The sequence below is a fragment of the Arthrobacter sp. YA7-1 genome (assembly GCF_025960325.1).
Lineage (GTDB): Bacteria > Actinomycetota > Actinomycetes > Actinomycetales > Micrococcaceae > Arthrobacter > Arthrobacter bambusae_A.
The window spans coordinates 3,864,612-3,890,792 of record NZ_CP110114.1; the positions used below are offsets into that span (position 1 = coordinate 3,864,612).

At 64.9% G+C, this 26,181-nt stretch carries 24 protein-coding genes and 1 pseudogene; 17 read left to right on the forward strand and 8 right to left on the reverse strand.

What is annotated here, in order from left to right:
• The 3 genes and pseudogenes from OIT41_RS18040 (at position 1) to OIT41_RS18050 (ending at position 3,036) form a co-directional block, all read left to right on the forward strand.
• Entirely contained in the window at positions 1–2,391 is a 2,391-nt protein-coding gene (locus tag OIT41_RS18040; RefSeq protein ID WP_264637032.1) for a bifunctional salicylyl-CoA 5-hydroxylase/oxidoreductase, read from the forward strand.
• Between the two features lie 10 nt (positions 2,392–2,401).
• Positions 2,402–2,646 (forward strand): annotated as a pseudogene (locus OIT41_RS18045) (maltokinase N-terminal cap-like domain-containing protein); the annotation flags it as partial.
• Positions 2,647–2,655: 9 nt separating this feature from the next.
• On the forward strand, positions 2,656–3,036 hold the full coding sequence (locus OIT41_RS18050; RefSeq protein WP_264637994.1) for a hypothetical protein: 381 nt from the start codon (positions 2,656–2,658) through the stop codon (positions 3,034–3,036).
• Between the two features lie 3 nt (positions 3,037–3,039).
• Here OIT41_RS18050 and OIT41_RS18055 read toward each other — a convergent pair whose 3' ends face one another.
• The 6 genes from OIT41_RS18055 to OIT41_RS18080 all read right to left on the reverse strand — a co-directional run bounded on the left by OIT41_RS18055 (position 3,040) and on the right by OIT41_RS18080 (position 9,135).
• The gene (locus OIT41_RS18055) at positions 3,040–3,462 is read right to left on the reverse strand and encodes a heat shock protein transcriptional repressor HspR (protein ID WP_078107409.1); all 423 of its coding nucleotides are present in this window, start codon (positions 3,460–3,462) and stop codon (positions 3,040–3,042) included.
• 30 nt (positions 3,463–3,492) lie between these two features.
• Positions 3,493–4,458, reverse strand: a complete 966-nt coding sequence (locus OIT41_RS18060; protein ID WP_078107408.1) for a DnaJ C-terminal domain-containing protein — start codon at positions 4,456–4,458, stop codon at positions 3,493–3,495.
• Positions 4,459–4,740: 282 nt separating this feature from the next.
• Positions 4,741–5,403: a nucleotide exchange factor GrpE gene (locus tag OIT41_RS18065; protein WP_241709434.1), complete on the reverse strand. Its 663-nt coding sequence runs from the start codon at positions 5,401–5,403 to the stop codon at positions 4,741–4,743.
• Positions 5,404–5,405: 2 nt separating this feature from the next.
• Positions 5,406–7,271 carry a molecular chaperone DnaK gene (gene dnaK / locus OIT41_RS18070; RefSeq protein ID WP_078107406.1) on the reverse strand — a complete coding sequence of 622 codons (1,866 nt, stop codon included), beginning with the start codon at positions 7,269–7,271 and terminating at the stop codon, positions 5,406–5,408.
• A 340-nt stretch (positions 7,272–7,611) separates the two neighbouring features.
• Positions 7,612–8,388: an oxygenase MpaB family protein gene (locus OIT41_RS18075; protein ID WP_241709433.1), complete on the reverse strand. Its 777-nt coding sequence runs from the start codon at positions 8,386–8,388 to the stop codon at positions 7,612–7,614.
• 21 nt (positions 8,389–8,409) lie between these two features.
• The gene (locus OIT41_RS18080) at positions 8,410–9,135 is read right to left on the reverse strand and encodes a TetR/AcrR family transcriptional regulator (protein ID WP_241709432.1); all 726 of its coding nucleotides are present in this window, start codon (positions 9,133–9,135) and stop codon (positions 8,410–8,412) included.
• Between the two features lie 151 nt (positions 9,136–9,286).
• Between OIT41_RS18080 and OIT41_RS18085 the strand changes: the two genes are divergently transcribed.
• Positions 9,287–10,222: an NAD-dependent epimerase/dehydratase family protein gene (locus OIT41_RS18085; RefSeq protein ID WP_241709431.1), complete on the forward strand. Its 936-nt coding sequence runs from the start codon at positions 9,287–9,289 to the stop codon at positions 10,220–10,222.
• Here the strand turns inward: OIT41_RS18085 and OIT41_RS18090 are convergent.
• Positions 10,198–12,417 (reverse strand): MMPL family transporter, encoded by a 2,220-nt coding sequence (locus OIT41_RS18090; protein ID WP_241709430.1) that lies wholly within the window; start codon positions 12,415–12,417, stop codon positions 10,198–10,200. The two genes, OIT41_RS18085 and OIT41_RS18090, sit on opposite strands and share 25 nt — an antisense overlap.
• 102 nt (positions 12,418–12,519) lie before the next feature.
• Between OIT41_RS18090 and OIT41_RS18095 the strand changes: the two genes are divergently transcribed.
• The 8 genes from OIT41_RS18095 (at position 12,520) to OIT41_RS18130 (ending at position 18,690) form a co-directional block, all read left to right on the forward strand.
• Positions 12,520–13,032: a MarR family winged helix-turn-helix transcriptional regulator gene (locus tag OIT41_RS18095; RefSeq protein ID WP_241709429.1), complete on the forward strand. Its 513-nt coding sequence runs from the start codon at positions 12,520–12,522 to the stop codon at positions 13,030–13,032.
• 81 nt (positions 13,033–13,113) lie between these two features.
• Positions 13,114–13,767: a hypothetical protein gene (locus OIT41_RS18100; protein ID WP_241709428.1), complete on the forward strand. Its 654-nt coding sequence runs from the start codon at positions 13,114–13,116 to the stop codon at positions 13,765–13,767.
• A gap of 25 nt (positions 13,768–13,792) precedes the next feature.
• Complete coding sequence (locus tag OIT41_RS18105) at positions 13,793–15,019, forward strand: pyridoxal phosphate-dependent aminotransferase (protein WP_078107400.1); 1,227 nt, start codon at positions 13,793–13,795, stop codon at positions 15,017–15,019.
• A gap of 52 nt (positions 15,020–15,071) precedes the next feature.
• Positions 15,072–15,887 (forward strand): methyltransferase domain-containing protein, encoded by an 816-nt coding sequence (locus OIT41_RS18110; protein WP_078107399.1) that lies wholly within the window; start codon positions 15,072–15,074, stop codon positions 15,885–15,887.
• A 113-nt stretch (positions 15,888–16,000) separates the two neighbouring features.
• Positions 16,001–16,360 (forward strand): YciI family protein, encoded by a 360-nt coding sequence (locus tag OIT41_RS18115; protein WP_241709427.1) that lies wholly within the window; start codon positions 16,001–16,003, stop codon positions 16,358–16,360.
• Between the two features lie 3 nt (positions 16,361–16,363).
• A complete protein-coding gene (locus OIT41_RS18120) occupies positions 16,364–17,617 on the forward strand; it encodes an RNA polymerase sigma factor (protein WP_264637033.1) in 1,254 nt (417 codons plus the stop codon).
• A 172-nt stretch (positions 17,618–17,789) separates the two neighbouring features.
• Complete coding sequence (locus OIT41_RS18125; protein WP_241709425.1) at positions 17,790–18,023, forward strand: PIN domain-containing protein; 234 nt, start codon at positions 17,790–17,792, stop codon at positions 18,021–18,023.
• A gap of 43 nt (positions 18,024–18,066) precedes the next feature.
• On the forward strand, positions 18,067–18,690 hold the full coding sequence (locus OIT41_RS18130; protein ID WP_241709424.1) for a LysE family transporter: 624 nt from the start codon (positions 18,067–18,069) through the stop codon (positions 18,688–18,690).
• 120 nt (positions 18,691–18,810) lie between these two features.
• Here the strand turns inward: OIT41_RS18130 and OIT41_RS18135 are convergent, their stop codons facing one another.
• Positions 18,811–19,815 carry a LacI family DNA-binding transcriptional regulator gene (locus OIT41_RS18135; protein ID WP_372489672.1) on the reverse strand — a complete coding sequence of 335 codons (1,005 nt, stop codon included), beginning with the start codon at positions 19,813–19,815 and terminating at the stop codon, positions 18,811–18,813.
• Between the two features lie 222 nt (positions 19,816–20,037).
• Between OIT41_RS18135 and OIT41_RS18140 the strand changes: the two genes are divergently transcribed.
• The 5 genes from OIT41_RS18140 to pabB all read left to right on the forward strand — a co-directional run bounded on the left by OIT41_RS18140 (position 20,038) and on the right by pabB (position 26,181).
• Complete coding sequence (locus OIT41_RS18140; RefSeq protein WP_241709422.1) at positions 20,038–21,075, forward strand: nucleoside hydrolase; 1,038 nt, start codon at positions 20,038–20,040, stop codon at positions 21,073–21,075.
• Positions 21,076–22,503, forward strand: a complete 1,428-nt coding sequence (locus tag OIT41_RS18145; RefSeq protein ID WP_241709421.1) for an MFS transporter — start codon at positions 21,076–21,078, stop codon at positions 22,501–22,503. It abuts the gene before it with no gap.
• Positions 22,500–23,444 (forward strand): ribokinase, encoded by a 945-nt coding sequence (locus tag OIT41_RS18150; protein WP_264637034.1) that lies wholly within the window; start codon positions 22,500–22,502, stop codon positions 23,442–23,444. The genes OIT41_RS18145 and OIT41_RS18150 overlap by 4 nt, the downstream gene beginning before the upstream one ends.
• A gap of 92 nt (positions 23,445–23,536) precedes the next feature.
• Positions 23,537–24,097 (forward strand): low molecular weight protein-tyrosine-phosphatase, encoded by a 561-nt coding sequence (locus OIT41_RS18155; protein ID WP_078107392.1) that lies wholly within the window; start codon positions 23,537–23,539, stop codon positions 24,095–24,097.
• Positions 24,094–26,181 (forward strand): aminodeoxychorismate synthase component I, encoded by a 2,088-nt coding sequence (gene pabB, locus OIT41_RS18160; RefSeq protein WP_241709419.1) that lies wholly within the window; start codon positions 24,094–24,096, stop codon positions 26,179–26,181. The genes OIT41_RS18155 and pabB overlap by 4 nt, the downstream gene beginning before the upstream one ends.

The window sequence follows — 26,181 nt, forward strand, 5'->3', positions numbered from 1 at the left end:
ATGAAAATCGCAATCGTAGGGGGCGGCCCCGGCGGCCTGTACTTCGCGGCATTGATGAAGCAACTCGACCCGTCCCACAAGATCACCCTCTGGGAACGCAACGCCGCCAGCGACACTTTCGGTTTCGGCGTCGTATTTTCCGATGAGACTCTCGGCGGCATCGGCAACGCCGACCCCGCCGTGGCCGAATACATGAGCCGGCGCTTCGCCCGCTGGTCCGACATCGACATCCACTTCGGCGGCGAAACGGTGACGGTGGGCGGCCAGGGCTTTGCGGCCATGAGTCGCAAGGAACTGCTGGAACTGCTTCAGCGCCGGTGTGCCGAGCTCGGCGTCGACCTGCGTTTCCAGACCCTTGCGCCGGCGGTGGAAGAGCTTGAGGCCAACTATGATCTGGTCCTCGCAGCGGATGGCATCAACTCCCAGATCCGCGCGAAGTACGCGGACTCCTTCGCTCCGACCCTCGATCTGCGGCCCAACAAGTTCATGTGGCTCGGTACGGACCAGGTGTTCGAGGCGTTCAAGTTCTTCGTCAAGGAAACAGAATGGGGCCTCATGCAGATCCATGGCTACCCGTATTCCGACGAAGGATCCACGTTCATTGTCGAGATGCACGAGGACGTGTGGCGGGCAGCCGGCTTCGACGAGACCGCAACCGACGTCTTCCCGCCAGGGGTGTCCGACGAGAAGGCGATTGCCAAGATCCGCACGATCTTCGCGGAAGAACTGGACGGCTACGAGGTCCTGTCCAACAACTCCAAATGGATCAACTTCACCACGGTCCGTAACGAGAGCTGGCGCCACAACAATGTGGTGTTGCTCGGCGATGCGGCTCATACCGCACACTTCTCCATCGGTTCCGGAACGAAACTGGCCATGGAGGACTCCCTGGCACTCGCCGCGTGCCTGCACGAGCACCCGGATGTGGAGTCGGCGTTGTCTGCCTATGAAACGGAGCGTCGTCCCGTTGTCGCATCCACACAGCGCGCCGCCCAGGCTTCGCTTGAATGGTTCGAGCGGATCGCCCAATACAAGGGGCAGGACCCGACGCAGTTCGCTTTCAACCTCCTCACCCGGAGCCGCCGCATCACACAGGAAAACCTGCGCCTGCGCGACCCGGAATTCGCCGACGCCGTAGACCGCAACTTCGCCGAGTCCCAAGGACTGACGGAGACTGCCCCGGCCATGTTCCAACCGTTCCGGATCGGCGGACTGGAGCTCAAGAACCGCATTGTGGTCTCTCCGATGGACATGTACTCCGCGGTGGATGGCGTCCCGGGCGACTTCCACAAAGTACACCTCGGTTCCAAGGCACTCGGCGGCGCCGGATTGGTCATGACAGAAATGGTGTGTGTTTCCGAGACCGGGCGGATCACCCCCGGCTGCACCGGCCTGTACACGGACACACAGCGAGACAGCTGGAAGGAAATCGTGGACTTCGTCCATGCGCGTTCGACGGCCAAGATCGGTGCGCAGCTGGGTCATTCCGGCCGCAAGGGCTCCACCAAGCTCATGTGGGAAGGCATCGACGAACCGCTCGCATCCGGCAACTGGCAGGCTGTTGGACCGACGGCCCTGCCATACGGTCCCGGCAACCAGACGCCTGTGGAACTCGACCACGCAGGAATGGCCGCCATCAAGGCTGAGTTCGTCGCCGCGACCCTCCGTGCCGAAGAGGCAGGCTTCGACCTCCTCGAGGTCCATGCCGCCCACGGCTACCTGCTTTCCTCGTTCCTCTCACCCGTGTCCAACCGCAGGACGGACGCGTACGGCGGCAGCTTGGAGAACCGCCTGCGGTTCCCCCTGGAAGTGTTCGACGCCGTCCGTGCGGCGTGGCCTGCCAGCAAGCCTGTGACGGTACGCATCTCCGCGACGGACTGGATCGAAGGCGGCAACACCTCAGACGACTCGCTCGACATCGCGCGGGCATTCGTAGCCCATGGCGCCGCGGGCATCGACGTCTCCACCGGCCAGGTCGCCAAGGAAGAACAACCGGCTTTCGGCCGCAGCTACCAGACGCCTTTCGCCGACCGCATCCGCCAGGAGGTCGCCGCACCCGCCGGAGCAGCCGTCATCGCCGTCGGTGCCATCTCCAGCTACGACGACGTCAACTCCGTCCTTCTTGCCGGACGGGCCGACCTCGTGGCACTGGGCAGAACGCACCTGTTCGACCCCCAGTGGACGCTCCACGCCGCAGCCGAGCAGGAATACCAAGGCCCCGGGGCGCAGTGGGTGCCGCAGTTCCGGGCGGGGCGACGCAAACCGCCGAGCTCCCGCACGGATGCCGTTAGGCCCAGGCTTTCACTCTTGAAAGAGCGCGAGTCCGACGCCGACAACACGCACCTGCGTTGGACCCCGAGAGCAGTCTCCGCGCCCGCACTGGCCAACTAGGCTGGACCGCATGGCTATCATCCATCAAGCAACCCTGAGTCCCAGCAAACGTGAACTCATCGAAAAGTACTTGCCCGTCCAGCCGTGGTTCACCAAGGACGGCTCCGCACCGCCCGAGCTGCTCGGCGCATACCGCTTCGATGATCCGGACGGCGAAGTCGGCCTCGAGACCCACTTGGTCTCCCACGGCGGCAAGATCTACCAGGTTCCCCTGAGCTACCGGGGTTCGGAATTGCCCGGGCAAAGGACTCGTTCCTCGGCACCATGGAACACTCCGTTTTGGGCACGCGGTGGGTGTACGACGCCTGCGCCGATCCCGTCTACGTCGCTGCCCTGGCCACCGTCATCGTCACTGGTCAGCGGGAGGCCGAACAGTTCGTGGATATGGACGGCGTGCTGGAGCCTCGCAAGAGTTCCGTCGAGGTCAAGGGCAGCGGTACCCCCGGTAGCGAAGTGCCTGCGCTGAGCCCGGCGGCCCCGATCACCGAAGACGGCATCACCAGTATCGACGCCGGTCAACTCACCGTGCAGGTGAACCGTGTCCTCGTTCCGGGGACACCGGGTCCGGAAAATTCGGCTGTCCTGCGGGGCACGTGGGCCGGCCAGGAAGGGCCGGTGCTGCTGGCTTCCCTCTCGCAGGCCTAGGGACTACTCCCCCGTCCGCGGTCTCCACACCACGATTGCCTGGGACCGCGCCCGGGGGCGCTGCCCGCGGGCCAGGCTGACGACGTCGCCGGCTGCTCCCGCCGCGAAAACGCGGGCCTCCATCGGGCTGCGCCGGCGTTGCAGTTCCTCGCTCAGTTCGGCAACGCGGAATTGCAGCGCGGCCACCTGGTTTTCGAGTTCGAGGATGCGCTTGATGCCCTCGAGGGACACGCCTTCGTGGGAGAGCCGCTGGACCTCGCGCAAGCGGTCGATGTCGCGTTGGGAGTATCGCCGGGACTTGCCCGGGGCACGGCTCGGCGACACGATGCCGAGGCGGTCGTACTGGCGCAAGGTCTGCGGGTGCATGTCAGCCAGTTCGGCCGCGACGGAGATGACGAAGATCGGCTGGTTGATGTCGATGCCCATGCCTGCGTCCCCTCCCATTGTGTTCTGCCGCTACAAGCGGGCCCTGGAGGCCAGGTCGTGGCGGGGGTCGGCGTCGGCAGTGGCCGCGGCAAACGCCTTGACGGCCTCCTCGGCCTGCTTGTTGAGGTTCTGTGGTACGGAGACGTCGATTGTCACCAGCAGGTCCCCGGTGCCCTTCGACGTCTTGACGCCGCGGCCCTTGACCCGGAGCGTGCGCCCGGAAGGCGTGCCCGCCGGGACGCGGACGGTGACCGTGTCGCCGTCGAGCGTTGGCACGTGGATGTTGGAACCCAGCGCCGCCTCCGCGAAGGTGACCGGAACGTGGATGCGGATGTTGTCGCCGTCGCGGTTGAAGAAATCGTGGGGCTTGACGTTCACCGTGATGATGAGGTCCCCGTTGCCGGCCGCCCCGGGGTTGCCCTTGCCCCGCTGGCGGACCTTCTGGCCGTCCCTGATGCCCGCGGGAATCTTCACATCGATGACGTTGCCGTTGCTTTCGCGCAGGCTCACCGTGGTGCCATGAATGGATCCGGCAAAGGAAATCGAGGTGGACGCCGTGCGGTCGCTGCCCTTTTGCGGGGCTCGCTGGAAGCCGGTCTGCCCACCGCCGAAGCCGCCGCCGAACAGGTCAGCGAACTCGGGAGGGATGCCGCCGGCACCGGCAGGCTGGCGTCCGCCGCCGCCGAAAAGCCCGCCGAACAGGTCCTCGAAGCCGCCATTGGCCGGCCCGCCGCGAGCTGCGCCCGGAGCGAAGCGTGCACCACCCATGGCGCGAATGGCATCGTACTGCTGGCGCTCCTCGGCATCCGAGAGCACCGAATAGGCCTCTGAGATGTCCTTGAACTTCTTCTCCGCAGCAGCATCCCCGGAATTGGTATCCGGATGGTACTTCCGCGCAAGCTTGCGGTACGCTTTCTTGATGTCAGCGTCAGAGGCGTCCTTGGCGACACCAAGGATGGCGTAAAAATCCTTCTCAACCCAGTCCTGGCTGGCCACTCGGCTACTCTCTTTCGTTTCTGGTTAAGTTGCGTGCGCTGCGCTTATCCCACCTTAGGTGAGACGACCGTCTGAGCGGAGCGAGGCAAGGGGCCCGGGAGTGGCATCTAAGGATCTGGCCGAGGGCCCCGACACGAGCTTGCGAGTGTTGGGAAGGCCAATATCCGCTGCCGAAGCCGGGTGGCCAAGGATCGCAGATCCTGGGCCACCCGGCGAAGGGGCGGGGCCCCCTGTCTCGTTTCGCGATGCTCCCCCTCATCCGCGAAGGCGCGGTGAGCACAACTACGCCGGCACAGCCACAATCACCTGTGCCGCACGCAGCACGCGCTCGCCCGACTTGTAGCCGGAGCGCAGCACTTGGCTGACCGTGTCTACTTCGATGTCCTCGCCCGGCTGCTGGATGAGTGCTTCGTGGATCGTGGGGTCGAATTCGACTCCGGTTTCCGCGATGCGTTCCAAGCCGTACGTCTTCAGCGCATTCTCCAGCTTGGCGGCGATCGCGGCGAACGGGCCGTCCACGAGGTCGCCGTGCTGGCGGGCGGCGTCGACGTCGTCCAGCACCGGCAGCAGGGAGTTCAGGACGCCGATGACGGCCATTTCCCCTGCGACGGCGCGGTCGCGTTCGACGCGCTTGCGGTAGTTGACGTACTCGGCCTGCAGGCGCAGGAGGTCGTTGCGGAGTTCCGCGGCCGCTGCTTCTGCAGCGGCTCCGGGGGCTACCGACTCTTCAGCCGGAACCTCCACGCCGTTGAGGATTTCCTCAGCCTGGGACAGGGCGTCGCCCTCGGCGGCAGCGGCGTTGGATTCAGCTGCCGATCCTTGGGTGTGGCGGGCGGCCCCGGTCTCCGGGTCAACCTTGCGGTTGTCCCGAATGACCGGCTTGTGCTGCTCGTTGCCCTCGTTGTTGGACGGTGAGTGCTCTGCGTCGTTGCCGTGGTGAGGCATGCTTACTTCTTTTCGTCTTCGTCGATGATCTCGGCATCGACGATGTCCTCGTCGGCAGCCTTGGCATCGGCGTGAGCGCCCTCAGCACCAGCGGCGCTGCTTGCGCCATCCGGGGAACCGGCGTGCGAGTAGATCGCTTCGCCGAGCTTCGACTGCGAGTGCTGCAGCTTCTCGAAAGCGGTCTTCACTGCTGCGTCGTCGGTGCCTTCGAGGGCCTTCTTGAGGGCGTCGACGTCGGCCTTGACCTCGGTCTTGACCTCTTCAGGCAGCTTGTCGTCGTTTTCGGCGATGAGCTTGTCCACGGAGTAGGCGAGCTGCTCGGCAGTGTTGCGCGTGTCGGTAGCCTCGCGGCGGGCCTTGTCCTCGGCTGCGTGCTCCTCGGCTTCACGGACCATCCGGTCGATGTCTTCCTTGGACAGCGCAGTGCCGCCGGTGATGGTCATCGACTGCTCCTTGCCGGTGCCCTTGTCCTTGGCGGAGACGTGGACAATGCCGTTGGCGTCGATGTCGAAGGTGACCTCGACCTGCGGGACGCCGCGCGGGGCCGGTGCGATGCCGGTCAGTTCGAACGTTCCCAGCGGCTTGTTGTCGCGGGTGAATTCACGCTCGCCCTGGAAGACCTGGATGGCCACGGACGGCTGGTTGTCGTCAGCGGTGGTGAAGGTCTCGGAACGCTTCGTGGGGATGGCCGTGTTGCGCTCGATCAGGTGCGTCATGACGCCGCCCTTGGTTTCGATACCGAGGGAGAGCGGGGTGACGTCGATCAGCAGGACGTCCTTGCGCTCGCCCTTCAGCACACCAGCCTGGAGGGCTGCGCCAACGGCAACAACTTCGTCCGGGTTGACGCCCTTGTTGGGCTCCTTGCCGCCGGCGAGTTCCTTCACGAGGTCGTAGACGGCGGGCATACGGGTGGAACCGCCCACGAGCACAATGTGGTCGATTTCGGAGAGCTTGATCCCGGTCTCGGCGATGACGTCGTGGAACGGCTTCTTGGTGCGCTCGAGCAGGTCCTTGGTGAGGTCCTGGAACTTGGCACGGGTCAGCTGCTCGTCCAGGTGGACCGGGCCGTCGGGGGTGACGGAGAGGTACTGGAGGGAGACGTTGGTGCTGGTGGAGGACGAGAGTTCCTTCTTGGCCTGCTCAGAAGCTTCGCGCAGGCGCTGCAGGGCGATCTTGTCCTTGGAAAGGTCGATGCCCTTGATCTTGAGCTGGTTCAGCAGGTAGTCAACAACGCGCTGGTCCCAGTCGTCGCCGCCGAGGCGGTTGTCGCCGGCGGTGGCGCGGACCTGGATGGTGGAGAAGCCGTCTTCGTCCTTGCCGACTTCCAGCAGGGAGACGTCGAACGTGCCGCCACCGAGGTCGAAGACCAGGATGAGTTCGTCTTCTTTGCCCTTGTCCAGGCCGTACGCAAGTGCAGCGGCGGTGGGCTCGTTGACGATGCGGAGAACGTTCATGCCGGCGATCTCGCCGGCCTCCTTGGTGGCCTGGCGCTCGGCGTCGTTGAAGTAGGCCGGGACGGTGATGACAGCGTCGGTGACCTTCTCGCCGAGGTAGCTCTCGGCGTCGTTCTTCAGCTTCATGAGGATGCGCGCGGAGATTTCCTGCGGCGTGTACTTCTTGTCGTCAATGGCGACGGACCAGTCGGTGCCCATGTGGCGCTTCACGGAAGCGATGGTGCGGTCGATGTTGTTGACGGCCTGGCGCTTGGCGATTTCGCCGACCAGGACTTCGCCCGACTTGGAGAATGCAACGACCGACGGCGTGGTGCGGCCACCCTCGGCGTTGGCAATGACGGTGGGCTCGCCACCTTCGAGAACAGAGACGACGGAGTTGGTGGTTCCGAGGTCGATACCTACAGCGCGTGACATATGGTGCTTCCTTTCAATGGCCGACGATCGAGATTTCACCCGATTCCTTTCCTCATGGAGGGTTCGGAGCCGGGGAGCACTCAACCTTCGGCTAGTTGAGCGTTCTGCACTCAACTGTACTCAGGCCTCATTCAATGTCAATCCAAAGTTGAGTCGAGTAGGCTCAACTCCTTTCAACGAGAGCCCATGAACCCCGGAAACTCAGGGATCCATGGGCGATTTCGCCGTGGGAGAACGCCCGGTTGAGGGCCGACGTCGAGCTCGCGGGAACAGTGCCGGTTCGCCGGAACGCTCCGGCGACTGCGCAGCGTTCCGGCGATGTCGAGGACGGGCCGGCGCGTTATTCGCCCGGGCCGAGCTGGGCAAGATAGTAGTTCTTCGGCCAATGCCTGACCTTTTCCGGAAGCCTCGGATAAGCCACGGCCAACAACCGCATGATGGCGTCGAAGCTGCGCCGGTGACGCGCCTTCCAAGGAAGTCCGAATCCCGCGCGAAGCTGCTCCGGCAAGAGCCCGGCTGTCAGCAGGCGGACCAACGGCATGCTCAAACGCATCAAGAACGGCCCGCTCGCGGGGTACAGGAGCTCGTGGGCCACTCGCAAAGCGGCCGCATCCGGTTCGAGGTGCCGCAAGGAATCGTCCCGATAGCGCGCGAAGGCCGGGCGGTCGGCCGGCCAGAGTTCCGCGGGAAGCTGCAAGGCCGTCCCGATCCGCGCATACTCACGGTAGATCCGGTCGGCAGTGTCGTCGTCGAGGGCTCCGTGGACCTTTTCGTAAACGGTGACAGCGGTGTCATAGAGGGTGGCCACGACCCAGAGCTGGGAGTGCGCATCGAAGGCGTTGTACCCGTTCGACGCCTCGTCCGCTGGCCGGCGAACCGGGGCGTGCGCACGATTCACGGCCCGGCGCACCGCCGCCAGTTGCTCTTCCGAGCCATAGACCACGGCGTAGACGTACGTCATGGTGGCACGCAAGCGGTCGAGTGGCCGCTCGGCGAAATTGCTGTGCTCGGCGACGCCGTGACCGACCGCGGGATCGGCGACCTGCATCAGGATGGCGCGGCCTGCACCGGCCAGCAACACGCCCTCCGCGCCGATGTCAGCAAGTCCACGACCCATGCAGTTACTGTACATTCGCGGCTACAGCCCCACGACCCCCAGCAGCACCTCGAGCTGGTGCTCAAAGAGCTCGTCCCGCGCGGCAAAGGTGTCGGCGCCGTATTGGCCGAACACCTCGAAGCTGACCGCGCCGAAAACCGATGTCCACACCAGCACGCCCCGGGCCAACGCGGGCTCCGGAACGGCCACGCCCAGTTCGGCCCGGACCGCCGCCAGGTTCGCGGCGAGGGCGGGAGGAACGACGACGGCGGGCGCCACTTCGGCGGCCAAGGCGCCCGCGCGGTAGGCGGCGTCGAAGATCCCCACCATCCGGTAGATCACCCGCGTTCCAGGTTCGGTGGTCCGTTCCGCGGGCGCTTGGTATCCGGGCACCGGGCTGCCGAACAGGAGGGCGTACCGCGCCGGCTCGCGCAGGGCCCACTGCCGCACGGCACGGCCGAGCGCCAGGAACCTGCCACGATAGTCGCCTTCAGGGAGGGCGTCGACGGCGGCATCCACGTCGTCGCCCAGCTCTCCGTACGCGTCAATCAGCAAGAGGGTCAGCAGTTCGTCGCGGCTCTCCACATAGCGGTACACAGCAGAAGACACCACGCCGAGGTCGCGCGCAACTGCCCTCAGGGACAGGCCCGCGGCGCCATGCAAAGCAAGGTGCTGACGGCCCAGCCGGATGATGTCCGCCACGGTCTGGGCCCGGGCCCGCTCTCGGGGCGTCGATTGCTTGGCCGCTGCAACTAAGGGGAGGTCCATGCATCCAGCATGCCATAAAGGAGAGCACTGGAAACAAATGCGAGCAATGCTCTTGACATGCAATTCGAAAGGATCCATCCTGAATTCAGAGAGCACCGCTCTCTAATCAAGACTTCCACCAATAGATCCCAGCCGGAAAGCGAGCAACACCATGTATGTCGTCACAGGAGCAGGCCCCGTCGGATGGACCATTGCCGAACAACTCGCGGACCGCGGAGAACAGGTGCGTGTCCTGACGCGCTCAGGTAGCGGCCCGGACCACCCGCTGGTCGAAAAGCTCCGCGTGGATGTCTCGTACCCGGCGAAGTTGGTGCAAGCCTTCGACGGGGCCGCGGCCGTCTTCCACTGCATCCACGGTTCCGCCTATCGCGCCAAAGCCTGGGCGGCCGAACTCCCTGTTGCAGAGCGGGTGGTGATGGACGCGGCATGGGCGGCGGGCGCCGTCGTCGTCTTCCCTGAAAGCCTTTACTCCTACAGCGAGCCGGACAATACCCTCACTGAAAGCAGCCCGCGCGAAGCGGCCGGCGGGAAACGCGGGATCCGTTCCGCCCTGCTGAAGGCCCGGCAAACCCACGCCGCGAACACCGTCAGCGTGGTGGCAGGCGATTTCTTCGGTCCACGGGCACGCATGGCGCATGCCGGCGAGCGCATGGTCCCGCTGATACTGAAGGGCAAGACAGTCCAGGTTCTCGGAAGCGCCGAGCAGCCGCACTCTTTCACCTATGTCCCGGATCTCGCCGCAGCCATGATCGCCGCGGCCCAGAAGCCCGAACTCTGGAACTCGGTGCTGCACGCCCCCACGGGACCGGCAATGACGATGCGGGAAATTGCCGGCAACTTCGCACGGTCGGCCGGCGTTCCCGAACCGAAGCTGAGCGTGGTTCCCGGTTGGCTGCTCCGGGCACTCGGCTTGTTTTCAACCGACATGCGGGAGCTGGCCGAAATGATGTACCAGTTTGAGCGGCCGTTCGTCATGGATTCCACGGCGAGCCAGGCCAAGCTCGGGCTGGAACCGACGCCGCGCGCGGACGCGATGGCGGCGACCGTGGCCTGGTGGCGGGATCAGGAAGCCGTGGCCGCCCGCTGATCCTCTTTCGACGCCGGATGGCGGGCCAAGCGTCCCGGCCACCAGATGCGGGACCCGACGTCGTAGGACAGCGCAGGCACCAGGAGCGATCGCACGATCGTCGTGTCGAGCAGCACCCCGAACGCCACGATAAAGGAAATCTGCGCAAGGAAGAGGATCGGAATGACCCCCAGGGCGGCAAAGGTTGCAGCAAGGACAACGCCGGCCGAGGTAATCACTCCGCCGGTGGCACCGAGCCCCTTCAAGATGCCGGCCCTGGTTCCGTTGAGCATCGACTCCTCCCGGACGCGGGTCATGAGGAAGATGTTGTAGTCCACGCCGAGGGCTACAAGGAAGACAAAACCGAAGAGCGGAACCGAGGCATCCGCTCCGGGGAATCCAAACACATGGTTGAACACCCAGGCCGAGACACCCAACGCGGCGGCATAGGACAGCACCACGGTTCCTATCAGCAAGAGCGGCGCCAGGATGGACCGCAGCAGTGCCATGAGCACCAACAAGATGACCGCCAAGACGATCGGGATGATGCGCCACAAATCCGACTGCGCGCTCGCGTTGGTGTCCGTGGCCGTGGCCGTGGTTCCTCCCACCAGGGTTCCGGGGGCCGTGTCATGGAGCTTCTGCCGGAGCGTGGCGATGGTCTGTTCGGCCTTCGCCGAGTCGGCCTCCGAGGACAGGGTGGCATTGATCAACACCCGTCCGTCCCGCACCAAGGGGGCAGCACCGGTCGCGGCGTCAGCCAGCGGTCGGGCTCCGGAATCCGGTGGAACGGCAACCACGGATGCATCCGAGATGCCTTCCTGGGCCTTGACTTCGGCAAGCACCACGGCTGCCGACTTTTCCTCGGCCACCACCACTACGGGGCTTCCTGCGCCGGCCGGATAGTGCCGGCCCACAGCCGTTTGGCCGTCCACAGCCTCGGATTTGCTCAGGATGAGTGCCGACTGCGGAACACCGCTCGCCTGGAGTTGCAGCAGGCCTGAAGCGCAGACCACCAAAACGGCGGCGGCCCCCAGCCATACGGCCCTGGGCCGCTTGGCTATGATTCCGGCCAGACGCCTCCAGACCCGGGGAATGTTGGAGTGGGCCGGGGCGGCGACGGCGGCACTCGCCGCAGCACTCGCGGCCTGGGCTTTCCTCGGCGTTCGCGGCCAAAATGCGGACCGGCCGAGAAGTCCAAGCGCCGCGGGAAGCAGCGTGAGGCTAGCCAACATTGAGAAGACGATTCCGATCGCTCCGATAGGCCCCAGCCCCCGGTTTGAATTCAGTTCCGAGAAGAGCAGGCAAAGCAACGCCAGCGCGACCGTCGTGCCGGACGCCACAATGGCCCCAAAGCTACCCTTGTACGCGCGTCCCACAGCCGACCATTTGTTTGACGCGTCGCCCAAGGCCTCACGGTAACGGGCCACAAAGAGGAGCGCATAGTCGGTGGCCGAGCCCACCACCAGGATGGACAGGATCCCTTGGCTCTGTCCTGTCAATTGGATTGCGCCCGCCTTCGCCAAGGCAAAGACCACCAAGATGGACCCGCAAAGCGCGAAGACGGCAGTAAGGAGCACCACAAAGGGCAGCACCACGGATCGATAGACTGCCAGCAGGATGACCAGGACGGCGCCCAGCGCCGCGAAGAGCAATATCCCGTCGATGCCGCCAAAAGCGTTCACCAAATCGGCGAGAAAGCCTGCCGGTCCCGTCACGTAGCTGGTTGTTCCAGCGGGGAGCCCTGCCCCCGCCGCATACCCCGTCGCGTTTGCGCGAAGTGCTTGAATGCTCTCCTTGACACCGTTTCCTTCCTCCACGGGGACGATGAATTGCACCGCCTTGCCGTCCGCGGACGGAATCGGCCCGACCATCGCCGTCGAATGGCTGACCCCGGCGACGGCGGACAGCTGGGTGCCGAGGGGCGCCAATCCGGCCAGTTGAGCGGGTGAAAGTTTCTCGGGAGACTCGAACAGCACCACCGCGGGAACACTGCCGCTGGAAGCGAACTTGCTTTGCCATGCGCGGGCTTCGGTGGATTCGGCGCTCGCCGGCAGGAAGGATGCTTGGTCGTTGCTGGACACCTCGCTGAGCTTTCCAAAGGTCGGGCCGCCGATTCCACCGATGACCATCCACGCCGCCAGCGCTAGCACCGCCGCCGCCACCCACCACCGCGAACTGCTTCGTCGCCCGATTCCAGGCCGTCTGTCGATCATGGCCGCCCCCTCCGTAATTACTTCCATGGTGAAATATATCTATCATGGAGATAATTGGTCAATGGCATCCCGGTGGGATAATTTGAGGCTGAAGGAGGCCTCATGGATGACAATCACGACGTTCGGTCCGCAGCGGCACTCCTTGGGCTTCTCCAGCAGTTCACGGTCGAAACGGAGCGCTACGTGGAGGCTGTCAGCAACCGCCACCATCTCCATCGAACGGACCTGAACGCATTGGCGGCCATGGTGGCCGCCGCGCGGGAGGGCAAGACAATGACTCCCGGGGCGCTCAGGGCGGCACTCAACCTGAGTTCTCCGGCAACAACCGCGCTTGTGGATCGACTTGACCGGGCAGGCCATTTGGCACGCCGCCGCAGCGAAAAGGACCGTCGGCAGGTCCAGCTGGAGATGACTGACTCCGCACGCGCCACCGGCAGCGAATTGTTCTCTCCCTTGGCGGGCGCCATAACCCCTGTCATTGACGCACTTTCGCCGGAAGAAGTCCACGTAGTCATGACTTTCATGCAAGGCGTCATCGAGGCCACCAAGACGGCCCGCAACGACGTCCCGGCAAACAGCCAACCATCGAATGGAGTGACGCCTGAACCCCGGTGACTCGCGGACCAGTGCGGGAGTAACGTAGTGCACAACGGCTAGCTGGACCACTTTGTGGACTGGAGTGTCACCGTGGGTGTTGTGCGATCATCCCTGACCGAGCTCCTCGGGATACTTTCCGACGCCGTCTCTCCAGTGCGCGTCCGTTTCGACGACGGTTCGGAACCGCCAAGGGGTCAATCCTCCGACGCTCCCGTCACGGTCCACGCCGTCGCCATGAACAGGGTGGGCCGGTCCCGGCGGGAGGGGCCGCTGCTGGACCTCGAGCTCAAAGTGGCCGTGGAATGCCATGGACCCACGCAACTGGACAACATGGAGAAGCTCCTGGTGGCCATCGAACAAAACACCCAGTACTCCGTGGTCTCCAGCGGTGAATTCCAACCGGACGAATACGACGCCGGGATCCGCCAAGGCCTCGGCTTCCTGGTCCGCGTCCCTGTGGGCATAAGCCTCGACGAGCCCTCCGGGCCTCCGGTCGCCGAACCCCTGCTTGCCGCTTCCACGCTGGCCCGCCTCATCCACGGCAGGTTGGTCGACGTCCACAACAAGGGCATCCCCGAGGCTTATATCCGCCCGCATTCGTCGGCGACCGCCGTCGTGAGCGATCCCACCGGCCATTTCGAGGTCCTGGCCTCGGCGGACGATCTCCAGCACTTTGTGGTGGCAGTCCGCGGCACCGAACGCGAAGTCTCGGCCAACACGAGCAGCCTGCCGGTCATCATCCGATGGGAGTGAGGCGCGGGACGTGAAATGATCAACCATGCGTCCGATGCAGCACTCCAGCAAACTACAGAACGTCCGCTATGAACTCCGCGGGCCCATCCTCCAAGCCGCCAAGACCATGGAGGCCGAAGGGCACCGCATCCTCAAGATGAATCTCGGGGACACCGCGCCGTTCGGACTGGAAGCTCCAGAGTCGGTTGTGGTGGACATGATCCACCACCTCCGCGGCGCCCAAGGGTACAGCGATTCCAAAGGCATCTTCACGGCGCGCACAGCGATTTCGCAGTACTACCAGACCAAAAACCTCATGAATATCGGCGTCGAGGATATCTTCATCGGCAACGGCGTCAGCGAACTGATTTCCATGACGCTGCAGGCTTTCCTGGAAAACGGCGACGAGGTCCTGATCCCCGCGCCGGACTATCCGCTGTGGACGGCAACGGTGACCCTCACAGGCGGAACGCCGGTTCACTATCTTTGCGACGAGGGCCGGAATTGGTGGCCGGACATGTCCGACGTCGAAGCCAAAATCACCAAGCGCACCAAAGCCATCGTCATCATCAACCCGAACAACCCCACGGGTGCTGTATACCCGCGCCACATCCTGGAGGAGTTCGCGGCACTGGCACGCAAGCACGATCTTGTCCTCTTCTCCGACGAGATCTACGAGAAGATCCGCTACGAGGACGCCCAGCACATCCATACGGCATCCGTGGCAGACGACATCTGCGTCCTCACCTTCAGCGGCCTCTCCAAGGCTTACCGGATGCCTGGTTACCGGGCCGGCTGGGTCGCTGTGACCGGCCCGCACGCGGCAACTGCCGAATACCGCGAAGCGTTGGAGCTCCTGGCGTCCCTCCGCTTGTGCTCCAACGTTCCGGCGCAGCACGCCATCCAGACCTGCCTTGGCGGCTACCAGAGCATCGAGGAACTCATCAGGCCAGGCGGCAGGCTCCGCGAACAACGGGACCTGGCCTTGAAGCTCCTGACGGCGATTCCCGGGGTGAGTTGCGTTCCTGCAGCCGGGGCGATGTATTTGTTCCCGCGGCTGGACCTTGATGTCTACCCGATCGAGAGCGACGAGAAATTCGTCCTGGACCTCCTGCAGGACCAGAAGATCCTGGTCTCCCACGGCTCGGCTTTCAACTGGCCAGCCCCGGACCATTTCCGCTTCGTCATCCTGCCATCCGTCCGCGAGATCGAGGAAGCCGTGCGGCGGATCGCCACGTTCCTGGCGGCGTATCGGAACCGGCCCCAGGCGTAAGGGCCACGCGCAGTTCCGCCCGCTTTCGGCTCCATCGGGGTAGCGTTTCCCTATGAACGAGCAGAAGCCTGAAGACGTCTACACACACGGCCACCACGAGTCCGTCGTACGCGCCCACGCCTCCCGCACAGCCGAGAACTCTGCCGCGTTTGTCATCCCGCATCTCACCGCCGGGACGTCGGTGCTCGACGTCGGATGCGGGCCCGGGAGCATCACGTGCGACTTCGCGGAGCTGGTGGCTCCCGCGAAGGTCGTCGGGCTCGACCGTTCCGCCGAGATCGTGGCGCAGGCTGCGACGCTCGCGGCCGAGCGTGGCGTGGAAAACGTGGAGTTCGTCACGGGCAATATCTACGATCTGGACTTCGAGGACGAGACCTTCGACCTCGTCCATGCCCACCAAGTCCTGCAGCACCTGACCGACCCCGTCGCCGCGCTGCGCGAGATGCGGCGTGTCGCCAAACCCGGCGCCATCGTTGCAGTCCGCGACGCCGATTTCCACGGCATGAGCTGGTACCCGGAGGTCCGCGAGCTCGACGACTGGATGGAGCTCTACCAGAAGATCGCCCGACGGAACGGAGCAGAACCCGACGCCGGGCGGCGGCTCGTGTCCTGGGCGCAGCAGGCGGGCTTCACCGACGTCGCTCCCTCCAGCAGCAACTGGCTGTACGCCACCGCGCAGCAGCGCCGCTGGCAGTCGCGTGTGTGGAGCGAACGCGTCCTGCACTCCGCCTTTGCCGAGCAGGCGCTGGAATATGGCCTGGCCAACGAGGCAGACCTCGCCAGGATCGCCGCCGGTTGGCACCGTTGGGGCTCCACGGATGACGGCTTCTTCCTGATCCCGAACGGGGAAGTCATCGCACGGGCCTAGCCGGCCGCCCAAAGTTTCTTGGAATTTCCCTCGGCCCATGTCGAAAACCGTCCTGCAGTTCCGACTTATGAACGAAGGCGTCCACACGGAGCGCCCTGATAAAGGAGTTCGAGATGAAATACATGATCATGATGTTTGGTTCTGCCGAGGGCATGATGGAGGCCGCGGACCCCGAGTGGATCAGGGAAATGATCGGATTCATGATCCAGATCGACAAGGACCTTACTGATTCCGGCGAGATGGTCTTCAACGCCGGATTGGCCGATCCTGGTACTGCCAAGCTGGTCAAGCAGACGGACAACGGGGTCATCACCACCGATGGACCTTTCGCCGAGGCCAAGGAATCCCTCATCGGCTACTGGGTAGTGGACGTCGCCAGCGAGGAACGGGCCGTGGAAATCTGCTCCAGCATCGTGAAATACGCACCGGTTGTGGAGCTGCGCCGCGTCCAGGACGCTCCGCCGGAGATCTAGCGCTTGGCCGCACCTTCCAAGGAATCCACGTTCGAGGACCTGCTGCGCACGCTCGCGCCGCAGGTCCTTGGCGTGCTCATCCGAAGGCACGGCCAGTTCGCCGAATGCGAGGATGCCGTCCAGGAAGCGCTGCTCGCGGCAGCAATGCAATGGCCCGCCTCCGGTGTTCCGGAGAACCCGAGATCGTGGCTGCTCACGGTCGCTTCACGGCGTTTGGTGGACTACTGGCGCAGCGAAAGTGCCCGGCAGGCACGCGAACAACGCGCGGCGGCCTTGGAACCGCCGCCTCGAGAAGACCCTTCCCCGAGCAGTGAGACGGACGGGATTGCGGAAGACACCCTCACCCTCCTTTTCCTGTGCTGCCACCCGGCCCTGTCAGCACCCTCGCAACTGGCACTGACATTGCGGGCGGTCGGAGGGCTCACGACGGCGGAAATCGCCAGCGCGTTCTTTGTCCCGGAAGCCACCATGGGCCAAAGGATCAGCAGGGCCAAGCAGAGCATCAAGAAGGCGGGAGCCCATTTCGAGCTCCCGGAACCGGGCGAGCGAAAGGCGCGGCTCGGCGTCGTCCTCCACGTCCTGTACCTGATCTTCAACGAGGGCTACGCGGCCAGTTCCGGCCCATCCATGCAGCGCGAAGACCTCACTGCCGAGGCCATCCGCCTTGCCCGGCTCCTTCGGGAGCTGCTCCCGGACGAGTTCGAAGCGGGCGGGTTGCTGGCCCTCATGCTCCTGACCGACTCGCGACGACGCGCGAGGTCCCTCCCGGACGGGATGTTGGTGCCGCTCGCCGAGCAGGATCGCCGGCTGTGGGACCGGGCCCAGATCGCCGAAGGTCTCGAACTCTTGTCAACGGTGCTGGGGGCCGGGCGTCCGGGGCCCTATCAGCTGCAGGCCGCCATTGCGGCGGTCCACGCCGAGGCACCGTCCGCGGCCCAGACCGACTGGCCGCAGATCCTGGCGTTGTACACGGTCCTCGAAGCCGTAGCGCCAAGCCCGGTGGTGACGCTCAACCGGGCAGTTGCGGTGGCCATGGCGGAAAGCCCGCGGGCGGCCCTTGAGCTGTTGGATGGGCTTGGGACCGGGCTGGGAGACTGGCACAGGCTCGACGCCGTTCGCGGACACCTGCTCGAAATGTCCGGCGACCCTGCGGGCGCCCGGGAGTGCTTGCTGACCGCGGCGAAGAAGACCGGGAGTCTGCAGGAGCGGCAGTATCTCCTGGTGAAGGTGGCCAAACTCGGGCAGTTGTCCACATAGGCTAAGTGGTCTCTGGTTGTGCTCCTCGGCCGCGAATAGCCTCAAACCATGATCATCCACGAATAGTTCGTATTGAGCATCCTCGAAAGCGCGAGTTGGGCTTCCTGGGTCAGATCGATCTTCCTGACAACCTGTTCGACCCTCAGACGGAGCAAGAACTGGCGGAGTGGGAATGACTGCGTTCCTCTTGGATTCCAACGCGTTGGTGCTCGCGATGACCAGGCCAGAACAATTGTCCAGCACGGCCCGGTCGATCATCGAAGATCTCGAAAATCGAACTTTTGCCTCAGCTGCCTCGGCCTATGAACTGGCTTACAAGTACTCACGGGCCGCCGTCGAGGGCTCGACGCTTGTGATGTCCGATCGGGTGCTCCAGGAATTCCGACTCGTCAGCACGATCTGGTAGCCATTCGTCTCGCCGTCCCGCCCTGCGGGCATAAGCTGGATTGGTGCAAATTTCGCTTTGGCTGGCCCTGGTAGGCGCCGGCACCCTGATCAGTTTCACTCCCGGCGCAGGCGCCATCTCCACGATGAGCAACTCGCTCAACTCCGGATTCCGCCGCTCCATCTGGGGAGTGCTGGGCCAACAGGCGGCACTGATCATCCATATCCTGATCGTGGCTCTCGGGGTAGGTGTTCTGGTCTCGAGCTCACCCGTGGTTTTCAACGTGATCCGCTACACGGGGGCGGCATATCTCGTGTACATGGGCATCCGGCAGTTCCTGCACCGGCCGGACCTGGACAAGGAAAAAGTGGAGGCCCGGCGGAACGAGCCGGCGTGGTCGATGTTCCAGCGAGGCATTTGGGTCAACCTGCTCAACCCCAAGGCGATCGTCTTCTTCCTGGCCTTCATGCCGCAATTCATCCGCCCCGAGCAGCCACTGATTCCGCAGTATCTGATCCTCAGCACCACGATCGTTTTCATCGACATCTGCGTCATGTGGTTCTTCTTCGCCTTGGCGGCCCGTTCATTCCAACGGTTCACGCACAACGCGCACGGACAAAAAGTCCTCAACCGCACTTTCGGCGTGCTCTTCATGTCCGTGGGAGTGCTGCTCGCCGCCATCCACTAAAACAACTCGACTGCTCCCCACCGGCCAAGTGCGCTCCACAGCGGTGACAGCGACGCAGAAGTTATCCACAGCCTCCATCGATTGCTCCAAAACGGTCGTTTTGAACCCTCAAAGCGACAATTACTCAGCAATCGATGGGGAAAGGGGAAAGCCCGTGGAGCCGCGTACCACCAATGAGCTCTCGAGCGTCAGTTGCGGTTGCTCCAGCTCGCGGCCTTCCATCAGGCCCCGGAGTTGTTTCCCGGCCTGGAGACCCAGCGGGGTGGCCGGCAAATGCACGCTGGTCAGGCTCGGGTTGCTCGTGGCCGAATACGGCAGGTCATCGAAGCCGGCGACAGCGAGTTCCTCCGGAATCCGGACCCCGGCCACGCGGGCCTCCTGCAGCACACCGTAGGCGTGGGTGTCCGTTCCGCAGACGACGGCGGTGACCCCGGCGCGCTGCCAGTCCGGCCAGGCGGCAGCGAAGGCAGCCGCGGCAGCGCCGACGTCGATGGTGGTACTGATGATGTGGGAGTCCGCCACCGAAATACCGCAGGAATCTGCCTCATCCAAGAAGGCAGCCCGGCGCACCTCGAATGTCGCTGTGCCCGTCACGCTGTCCACGTACGCAACGCGCTTGTGTCCGGAGGCCGCAAGGTGCGCGGCCAATTCACGGGCGCCGTGGGCGACATCGAGGTTCACCGACGGAGCGTAGGCCTCAAGGCCAGGCGCATCCAGAAGGACCAGGGGCCCGGCGACGGACAGGTCCTCCAGGAAGGCCGCGTTGGGCGCATCCACCAGCAGTCCGGCGGGGCGAAGGGCCATGAGCTTTCGGACATCCTCCGCCCGGGGGAACTCGCCGGCGTCGGTGACGGATAGCAACAGCTGGTACTCGGAGCCGAGCGATTCCCGGACTCCGGCGATGACCTTCGCGAAGAAGGGGTTGGAAATGTCCGGCGCCACGAGGATCACAATCGAGCTCACGCCCTTGGCCAAGGAACTGCCGATGCCATCCACCACGTAGCCAAGCTCGGCGATGGCCCTGCGGACCCGCGAAATGTTGTCCTCGGAGACCCTGCCCTGGGTTTTTCCATTGGCAACCAAGGACACCGTCGCAGTCGAGACCCCTGCCAAGGAGGCCACCATCGCCGCGGTGACGCGCTGCGTACGGCTTGAGGTCCGATGCACTGGTTCGGCGGATTCCATACAACGATCGTAGTCGGAATCAGCCAATTCCCACGCGCCAACGCATCAAGCGCTTGACGTGTTTTGCGTTAAGCGCTTGACGCGACACGCAAGCCAGTGCCAGAATTCCCCTGAATGCTTTAGCGCCCTGCCTCGGCAGGCCCCAATGACGTGGAGATGAACATGGATCCCAACACCATGACCCGTGAACGCAAGAAGATCATCCTGGATTGTGATCCCGGCCATGACGACGCCGTGGCCCTGCTGCTGGCCCACGGCAACCCGGACATCGAGCTGCTCGCCGTCACCACGGTGGTCGGCAACCAGACCCTCGAAAAGGTCACCCGCAACGCCCTGTCCGTGGGCACCATCGCAGGCATCACGGGTGTTCCCTTTGCCGCCGGCTGCGACCGTCCGCTGGTGCGCTCGATCGAAACCGCACCGGACATCCACGGCGAAACCGGCATGGACGGCCCCGAACAGCCCGAGTCCACCATCGAACTGGACCCGCGCCACGCCGTGGACCTGATCATCGAAACGATCATGGCGCACGAGCCGGGCACCGTCACCCTCGTCCCCACCGCGGGACTCACCAACATCGCCATGGCCGCCCGCAAGGAGCCGCGCATCGTTGAACGCGTCAAGGAAGTCGTCCTCATGGGCGGCGGCTACCACGTAGGCAACTGGAGTGCCGTGGCCGAGTTCAACATCATCATCGACCCCGAAGCCGCGCACATCGTGTTCAACGAAAAGTGGCCCGTGGTGATGGTCGGATTGGACCTCACGCACCAGGCCCTGGCCACTCCCGAGGTGGTCGGGAAGATCGCCGCCGTCGGCACCAAGCCGGCCAAGTTCGTCATGGAACTGATGGAGTTCTTCACCAAGACCTACAAGGACGCCCAGGGATTCGACTATCCCCCGGTGCACGATCCCTGCGCCGTGGCATACGTCATCGACCCCACCGTGATGACCACCCGCAAGGTCCCGGTCGACATCGAACTGCAGGGCAAGCTCACCCTGGGCATGACCGTGGCAGATTTCCGGGCCCCCGCACCAGCCGACTGCAACACCTCCGTCGCGGTCGACCTTGACCACGAGAAGTTCTGGAACCTCGTCACCGACGCGATCATCCGCATCGGTGAGCCCGACGCCGGCGCTCCCGCCACCATGAGCGCCGCCGACGCCGCCGTCGCCGTCAGCATCGCAGGAGAGGCAAAGTAAATGACCACGCTCATCAATGAAACCAAGACCAACCGCGGCAACGTCGCCGCACTCATGGTCGCCCTGCTGGCCGCCTGCGTGGCCTTCCAGCTCAACGCATCGATGCTCAGCCCGGCCCTGGTCACCATGGGCAACGAGCTCCACACGGACCAGGCAGTCATCGGCCTCTCGCAGACCTGGTTCTTCACGGCCGCAGCCCTGTTCTCGCTCTTCCTGCCGCGCCTGAGCGACATCGTGGGACGCAAGAAGATCCTCCTCGGCATGATGCTGCTGATGGCGATCGGCTCGGTCATCGCAGCGATGGCGCCCGACGTTACCTGGCTCTTCGTGGGCCGCATCATCCAGGGCGTCAGCGGCCCCACCGTGCCGCTCTGCCTCATCATGCTGCGCTCCGCCGTCGACAACCCGCGCAAATACGGAGCCCTGATGGGCCTCATCACGGCAGTCAACGGCGGCGTTGCCGGCGTCGACTCCTTCGTGGGCGGCTACTTCGCCGAGCACTTCGGCTTCCGCAGCATCTTCTGGCTCATGGTTGGCCTCGCCATCGTGGCAACGGCCTTGATCGCCATCCTTGCCGGCGAGAGCAAGCCTGCCGCGGGCACCGGCATGGACTGGCTGGGCGTGTTCTTCATCGTCATCGCCGTGGGCGCACTCCTGACAGCCCTCAATGAGGGATCCAAGCTGGTTGGCGCCTTCTCTTCCGGAACGCTCATGCTGTCCATCGGGCTGATCGTGGTCGCTGCTGTTGCTTTCGCCGCCTTCTGGACGGTGGAGAAGCGTTCCAAGAAACCGATGGTGGAAACCGTCCACCTCCGCCAGCGTTCCACGTGGGCGCCGCTGCTGACCACCACCCTCGCCATGACCGGCATCTTCGCGGTCATCAACGGCATCGTCCCGGCCTACGTCCAGGCCGCGGCACCGGGATTCGGGGTCGGCCCCACCGAGATGTCGCTCATGATCCTCACGCCGTACGCCCTCCTCGGCTGGGTATTCGGCCCCATCAGCGGCCGGCTCGCTCCCGTGCTCGGCTACACCAAAGTCCTGCGCATCGGCATGCTGGGCAGCATCGCGGCCCTGGCCGTCATCGCGTTCCTCGGACTCAGCAGCCTCCCCCTCATGATCGTGGGAACGGCCTTGCTCGGCATCATGTACGCCGGTACGGTCAACATCATGCTCAATGGACTCGGAGTCGTCCTCTCCCCCGCCGGCAACCCCGGCTTCCTGCCCGGCATGAACGCCGGGGCCTTCAACCTCGGCGCCGGACTGAGCTTCCTGGTGTTGCCGGCTGTCCTTGTGGCGACCTCCGCGCTCGGCGACGCCAAGGCCTCATATTTGACGGTCGTCGTCGTCGGCCTTGCCATCACGGTTGCCGCCTTCGCGGCGTCGCTGCTCATCCCCAAGCCCCTCGAAGCCGAGGTCGGAAAGTGAGCCGCCGGATCGTCGTCGTCGGGTCCTTGAACGCGGACCTGACCATCTATTGCGAGCGGCTCCCGCTCCCCGGTGAAACCGTCCACGGCAATGGCTTCGCGGTCAATCCCGGTGGCAAGAGCGCCAACCAGGCCGTCGCGGCGAGCAAACTGGGCGGCACCGTGAGCCTGATCGGCGCCGTCGGAGACGATTCCAACGGCGCCATGCTGCTCGCCTCCACGGAAGGGGGCGGCGTGGACGTTTCGCGCGTCCGCCGTTCCGCGGATGCCGCCACCGGCGTCGCGGTTATCGCGGTGGACGCGCACGGGGAGAACAACATCATCATTTCGGCCGGCGCCAACGGAACGCTCGCCCCGGCGGACGTGTCGGCGGACGCCTTCGACGACGCGGCAGTGCTCTGCCTCTGCCTGGAGGTCGGCCTCGACACGGTGGAAGCTGCCGCCAAAACAGCGCACGACGCCGGCGCAACAGTTCTGTTGAACCTCTCCCCGTACGCCGAAATCCCGCAGAGCCTGGCCGCCTTGAGCGACGTCCTGCTGGTGAACGCCCATGAAGCGTCCATGTTCCTGGGCGACGCCGAAATGCCGCACCCGGGAGCGCACGCCAGCGCCTGGGAGTCAGTCCGGAGCCAGTTCGCCGAGCGGGGACTGGAGCGGGTCTTGGTGACCCTCGGGTCCCACGGCTCGGTGGTGCTGGATTCACTCGCGGCGCCCGGAGAACAGATCTCCCGGATCGCACCCACCAAGGTCAATGCCGTGGACACGACCGGTGCAGGGGATGCCTTCACCGGCGCGGTGGCTGCCCGTCTCGCCGCGGGCGAGACCTTGGCCGAAGCCGCGGCGTTCGCATCGGTTGCCGCGGCGCTCGCCACGACCAAGAAGGGCACCCAGGCGGCCTACCCCGGCGCCGAGGAAGTCCTGGAGCATTTGCGGATTTCCTGACCCAGCCTGCGCTTTTACGCCTCCACCAGCGACTTTACAAATCTTGTAATTTTGACTAGCCAAGACGGGGTGGGATCCCCCATGCTTGCTCCATGTACTCAGCGCCGAGCCCATACCGCATCATCACCGTTTGCACGGGAAACATCTGCCGCTCACCCATGGCGGAGCTCATGCTGACCGAAGCGTTCGACGCCGGAGGGCTGGGTGGAGCGGTTGTGGTGGACTCCGCGGGAACCACCTCATACGAGGCCGGACACCCTATCGATCCGCGTGCGGCACGGGTCCTTTCAGCACACCGGATCCACTCCGAAGGTCACCTTGCCAGGAGCTGGCGCCAGGAGTGGTTCCGGGAGCGGGACTTGATTTTGGCGCTCGACGTGGATCACTACGGCTGGCTGCATGAGGCCGCCCCGGATTCGGAGACGCTCGCCAAGATCCGGATGCTGCGCAGCTTCGACCCATCCGTCGCTGGCCGGAGCACCCTGGACCTGGGCATCGAAGATCCCTGGTACGGGGGCCACCACGATTTCGACGTCACCTGGGACCTCATCCGGGCGGCCGTCCCCGGGATTGTCGCCTTCACGCGCGACGCCGTGGCCGCCGGGCAGCACGCACGGCACCACGACCCACAGCAGGTACGCTCTATTTCATGACCCCAGCACCCGTGATCATCGCCATCGATGGCCGGTCCGGCGCCGGAAAGACCACTCTCGCCGTCGAACTTGCCGCCCGCCTCCGCATGCATCACAAGGTGTCGCTGTTCCATCTCGAGGACATCTATCCGGGCTGGAACGGCCTCGCTGCAGGCATCGAGCGGTACGTCACCACGGTCCTGGCACCGCTGCGGCACGGCGACGCCGCCGAGTGGGTCAGTTGGGACTGGGAGAAGCACTACGACGGCCGCAACCACGTGACGCTGCCTGCCGAAATCGTCATCGTCGAGGGCGTCGGGGCCGCTGCGAATGCTGCCCGCCCGATGCTGGACGCCGTGGTTTGGGTGGACGCTCCCGAGGACGACCGCAGGCACCGTGCGATGGCCCGGGACGGCAGCAGCTACGAACCGTTCTGGGACAGCTGGGCGGCCCAGGAGGACGAGTGGCTGGAGACCGACGACGTCCTCGACCACACTGACGTCAGGGTGCTGAACCGGGCTGACGGCAACGCCCCGGATGACGCGCTGCAGGCGCTGAACTACCTCCCGTCGCTCTCCCCCGTGCTGGCTCCCGAGCTCTCGGCACGCCGCGGTTTGCAGCTCAAGGCCGAACGGATAGATGCCACGCCGGACGCCGCGGCCCTGTTCCACACGCTCTACGCCCACTCCGCCAACGCCGTCTGGCTCGATTCCTCCAACACGTCCTCCAACAGGGACACGGTCGGCGACGCCGGATCCTCCAACGCCGCGGCCGAGCGCAGCCGCTTCAGTATCCTCGCGGACGACGGCGGCTCCTTCGGCCAAGCCGTAACGCACCGTTCCGGAACCACCCGGCTCAGTGCCGGTTGCGCCACCGTGGAGACCACCGGACCCTTCTTCCGTTGGTTGGACACCGTGTGGGGCCGCAAGGCTTTGAAGGCGCCGGAAGGCTACGACTGCGAATTCACGCTCGGCTGGTTGGGCTACCTCGGCTATGAATTGAAGCGGGAGACCGGTGGCAGCGATGTCCAGGCCGGCACTCCGGATGCCGCGTTGCTCTTCGCCGGCAGGGCCGTGGTGATCGACCACCGTGAGGCTGCCGTGTGGCTGCTCGCCATCGATACCCCCGACGCCGGCGAATGGCTTGGGCTTGCGCGGGAGGCCGTGCTGTCCGCGGCGTCGGCACCCCAAGCGGCCAGCGCGCCGAGGCACTCGGCCGGGGATCCCGCCGTCGGGGGTCGCACAGTGGCGCTTGAGTTCTCCAGCCGCGACACCGAGGACGAATACAAAAGCAAAATCAGCGACGCGCAGCACCAGATCGCCGAGGGCAACACCTACGAGGTCTGCCTGACCACCACCGTGACCGCCACGGATCCCGGGCTGGACCCGTGGGAAGGCTACCTCGCGCTGCGCAAGCGCAACCCGGCGCCGTTCGCGAGCTACTTGCGTTTCGGCGATCTGACGGTCGCGAGCACCTCGCCTGAGCGCTTCCTCCGGATAACCTCCGACGGCGGCATGCGGGCCGAGCCGATCAAGGGCACCAGGGGCCGGGCCAACGATCCTGTCATCGACGAGGCACTGCGGCGTGGCCTTGAATCCTCCCTCAAGGACCGTGCGGAGAACATCATGATCGTGGATCTGCTTCGCAACGACCTCAGCCATTTCGCCGTGCCCGGATCGGTGACGGTCAGCCGGTTATGCGCGGTGGAAAGCTACGCCACCGTACACCAGATGGTGAGCACGATCGACGCCCGGTTGCGACCCGGAGCACCCCGGGCCGAAGCCGTCGCGGCAGCGTTCCCTGCCGGGTCCATGACGGGAGCTCCGAAGATCAGCACCATGGACATCCTTGACAGCTTGGAGTCCGGACCGCGCGGGGTCTACTCGGGCGCGATTGGGTACTTTTCGCTCAACGCGGCGACGGATCTCGCCGTCGTGATCCGGACCCTGGTGATGGGTCCCGACGGCGACGGCGGACGCACGCTCAGTCTCGGCGTCGGGGGCGCCATCACGGCGGACTCCACGGCCCAGGACGAATACGAGGAAATCCGGACCAAGGCGTTCGGCGTGCTCTCCGCCCTGGGCGCGGAGTTTCCCTCTACCTGA

Excerpts from the sequence above, each read along its gene's own strand:
- OIT41_RS18050 (WP_264637994.1), top strand. The coding sequence starts at position 2,656 with ATGGAACACTCCGTTTTGGGCACGCGGTGGGTGTACGACGCCTGCGCC.
- OIT41_RS18075 (WP_241709433.1), bottom strand. The coding sequence starts at position 8,388 with ATGGGTCGTGGACTTGCTGACATCGGCGCGGAGGGCGTGTTGCTGGCC.
- OIT41_RS18085 (WP_241709431.1), top strand. The coding sequence starts at position 9,287 with ATGTATGTCGTCACAGGAGCAGGCCCCGTCGGATGGACCATTGCCGAA.
- OIT41_RS18135 (WP_372489672.1), bottom strand. The coding sequence starts at position 19,815 with ATGGTGGCCTCCTTGGCAGGGGTCTCGACTGCGACGGTGTCCTTGGTT.
- OIT41_RS18095 (WP_241709429.1), top strand. The coding sequence starts at position 12,520 with ATGGATGACAATCACGACGTTCGGTCCGCAGCGGCACTCCTTGGGCTT.
- OIT41_RS18125 (WP_241709425.1), top strand. The coding sequence starts at position 17,790 with ATGACTGCGTTCCTCTTGGATTCCAACGCGTTGGTGCTCGCGATGACC.
- OIT41_RS18155 (WP_078107392.1), top strand. The coding sequence starts at position 23,537 with ATGTACTCAGCGCCGAGCCCATACCGCATCATCACCGTTTGCACGGGA.
- dnaK (WP_078107406.1), bottom strand. The coding sequence starts at position 7,271 with ATGTCACGCGCTGTAGGTATCGACCTCGGAACCACCAACTCCGTCGTC.
- OIT41_RS18090 (WP_241709430.1), bottom strand. The coding sequence starts at position 12,417 with ATGATCGACAGACGGCCTGGAATCGGGCGACGAAGCAGTTCGCGGTGG.
- OIT41_RS18105 (WP_078107400.1), top strand. The coding sequence starts at position 13,793 with ATGCGTCCGATGCAGCACTCCAGCAAACTACAGAACGTCCGCTATGAA.
- OIT41_RS18140 (WP_241709422.1), top strand. The coding sequence starts at position 20,038 with ATGGATCCCAACACCATGACCCGTGAACGCAAGAAGATCATCCTGGAT.
- OIT41_RS18065 (WP_241709434.1), bottom strand. The coding sequence starts at position 5,403 with ATGCCTCACCACGGCAACGACGCAGAGCACTCACCGTCCAACAACGAG.
- OIT41_RS18080 (WP_241709432.1), bottom strand. The coding sequence starts at position 9,135 with ATGGACCTCCCCTTAGTTGCAGCGGCCAAGCAATCGACGCCCCGAGAG.
- OIT41_RS18115 (WP_241709427.1), top strand. The coding sequence starts at position 16,001 with ATGAAATACATGATCATGATGTTTGGTTCTGCCGAGGGCATGATGGAG.
- OIT41_RS18055 (WP_078107409.1), bottom strand. The coding sequence starts at position 3,462 with ATGGGCATCGACATCAACCAGCCGATCTTCGTCATCTCCGTCGCGGCC.
- OIT41_RS18145 (WP_241709421.1), top strand. The coding sequence starts at position 21,076 with ATGACCACGCTCATCAATGAAACCAAGACCAACCGCGGCAACGTCGCC.
- pabB (WP_241709419.1), top strand. The coding sequence starts at position 24,094 with ATGACCCCAGCACCCGTGATCATCGCCATCGATGGCCGGTCCGGCGCC.
- OIT41_RS18110 (WP_078107399.1), top strand. The coding sequence starts at position 15,072 with ATGAACGAGCAGAAGCCTGAAGACGTCTACACACACGGCCACCACGAG.
- OIT41_RS18040 (WP_264637032.1), top strand. The coding sequence starts at position 1 with ATGAAAATCGCAATCGTAGGGGGCGGCCCCGGCGGCCTGTACTTCGCG.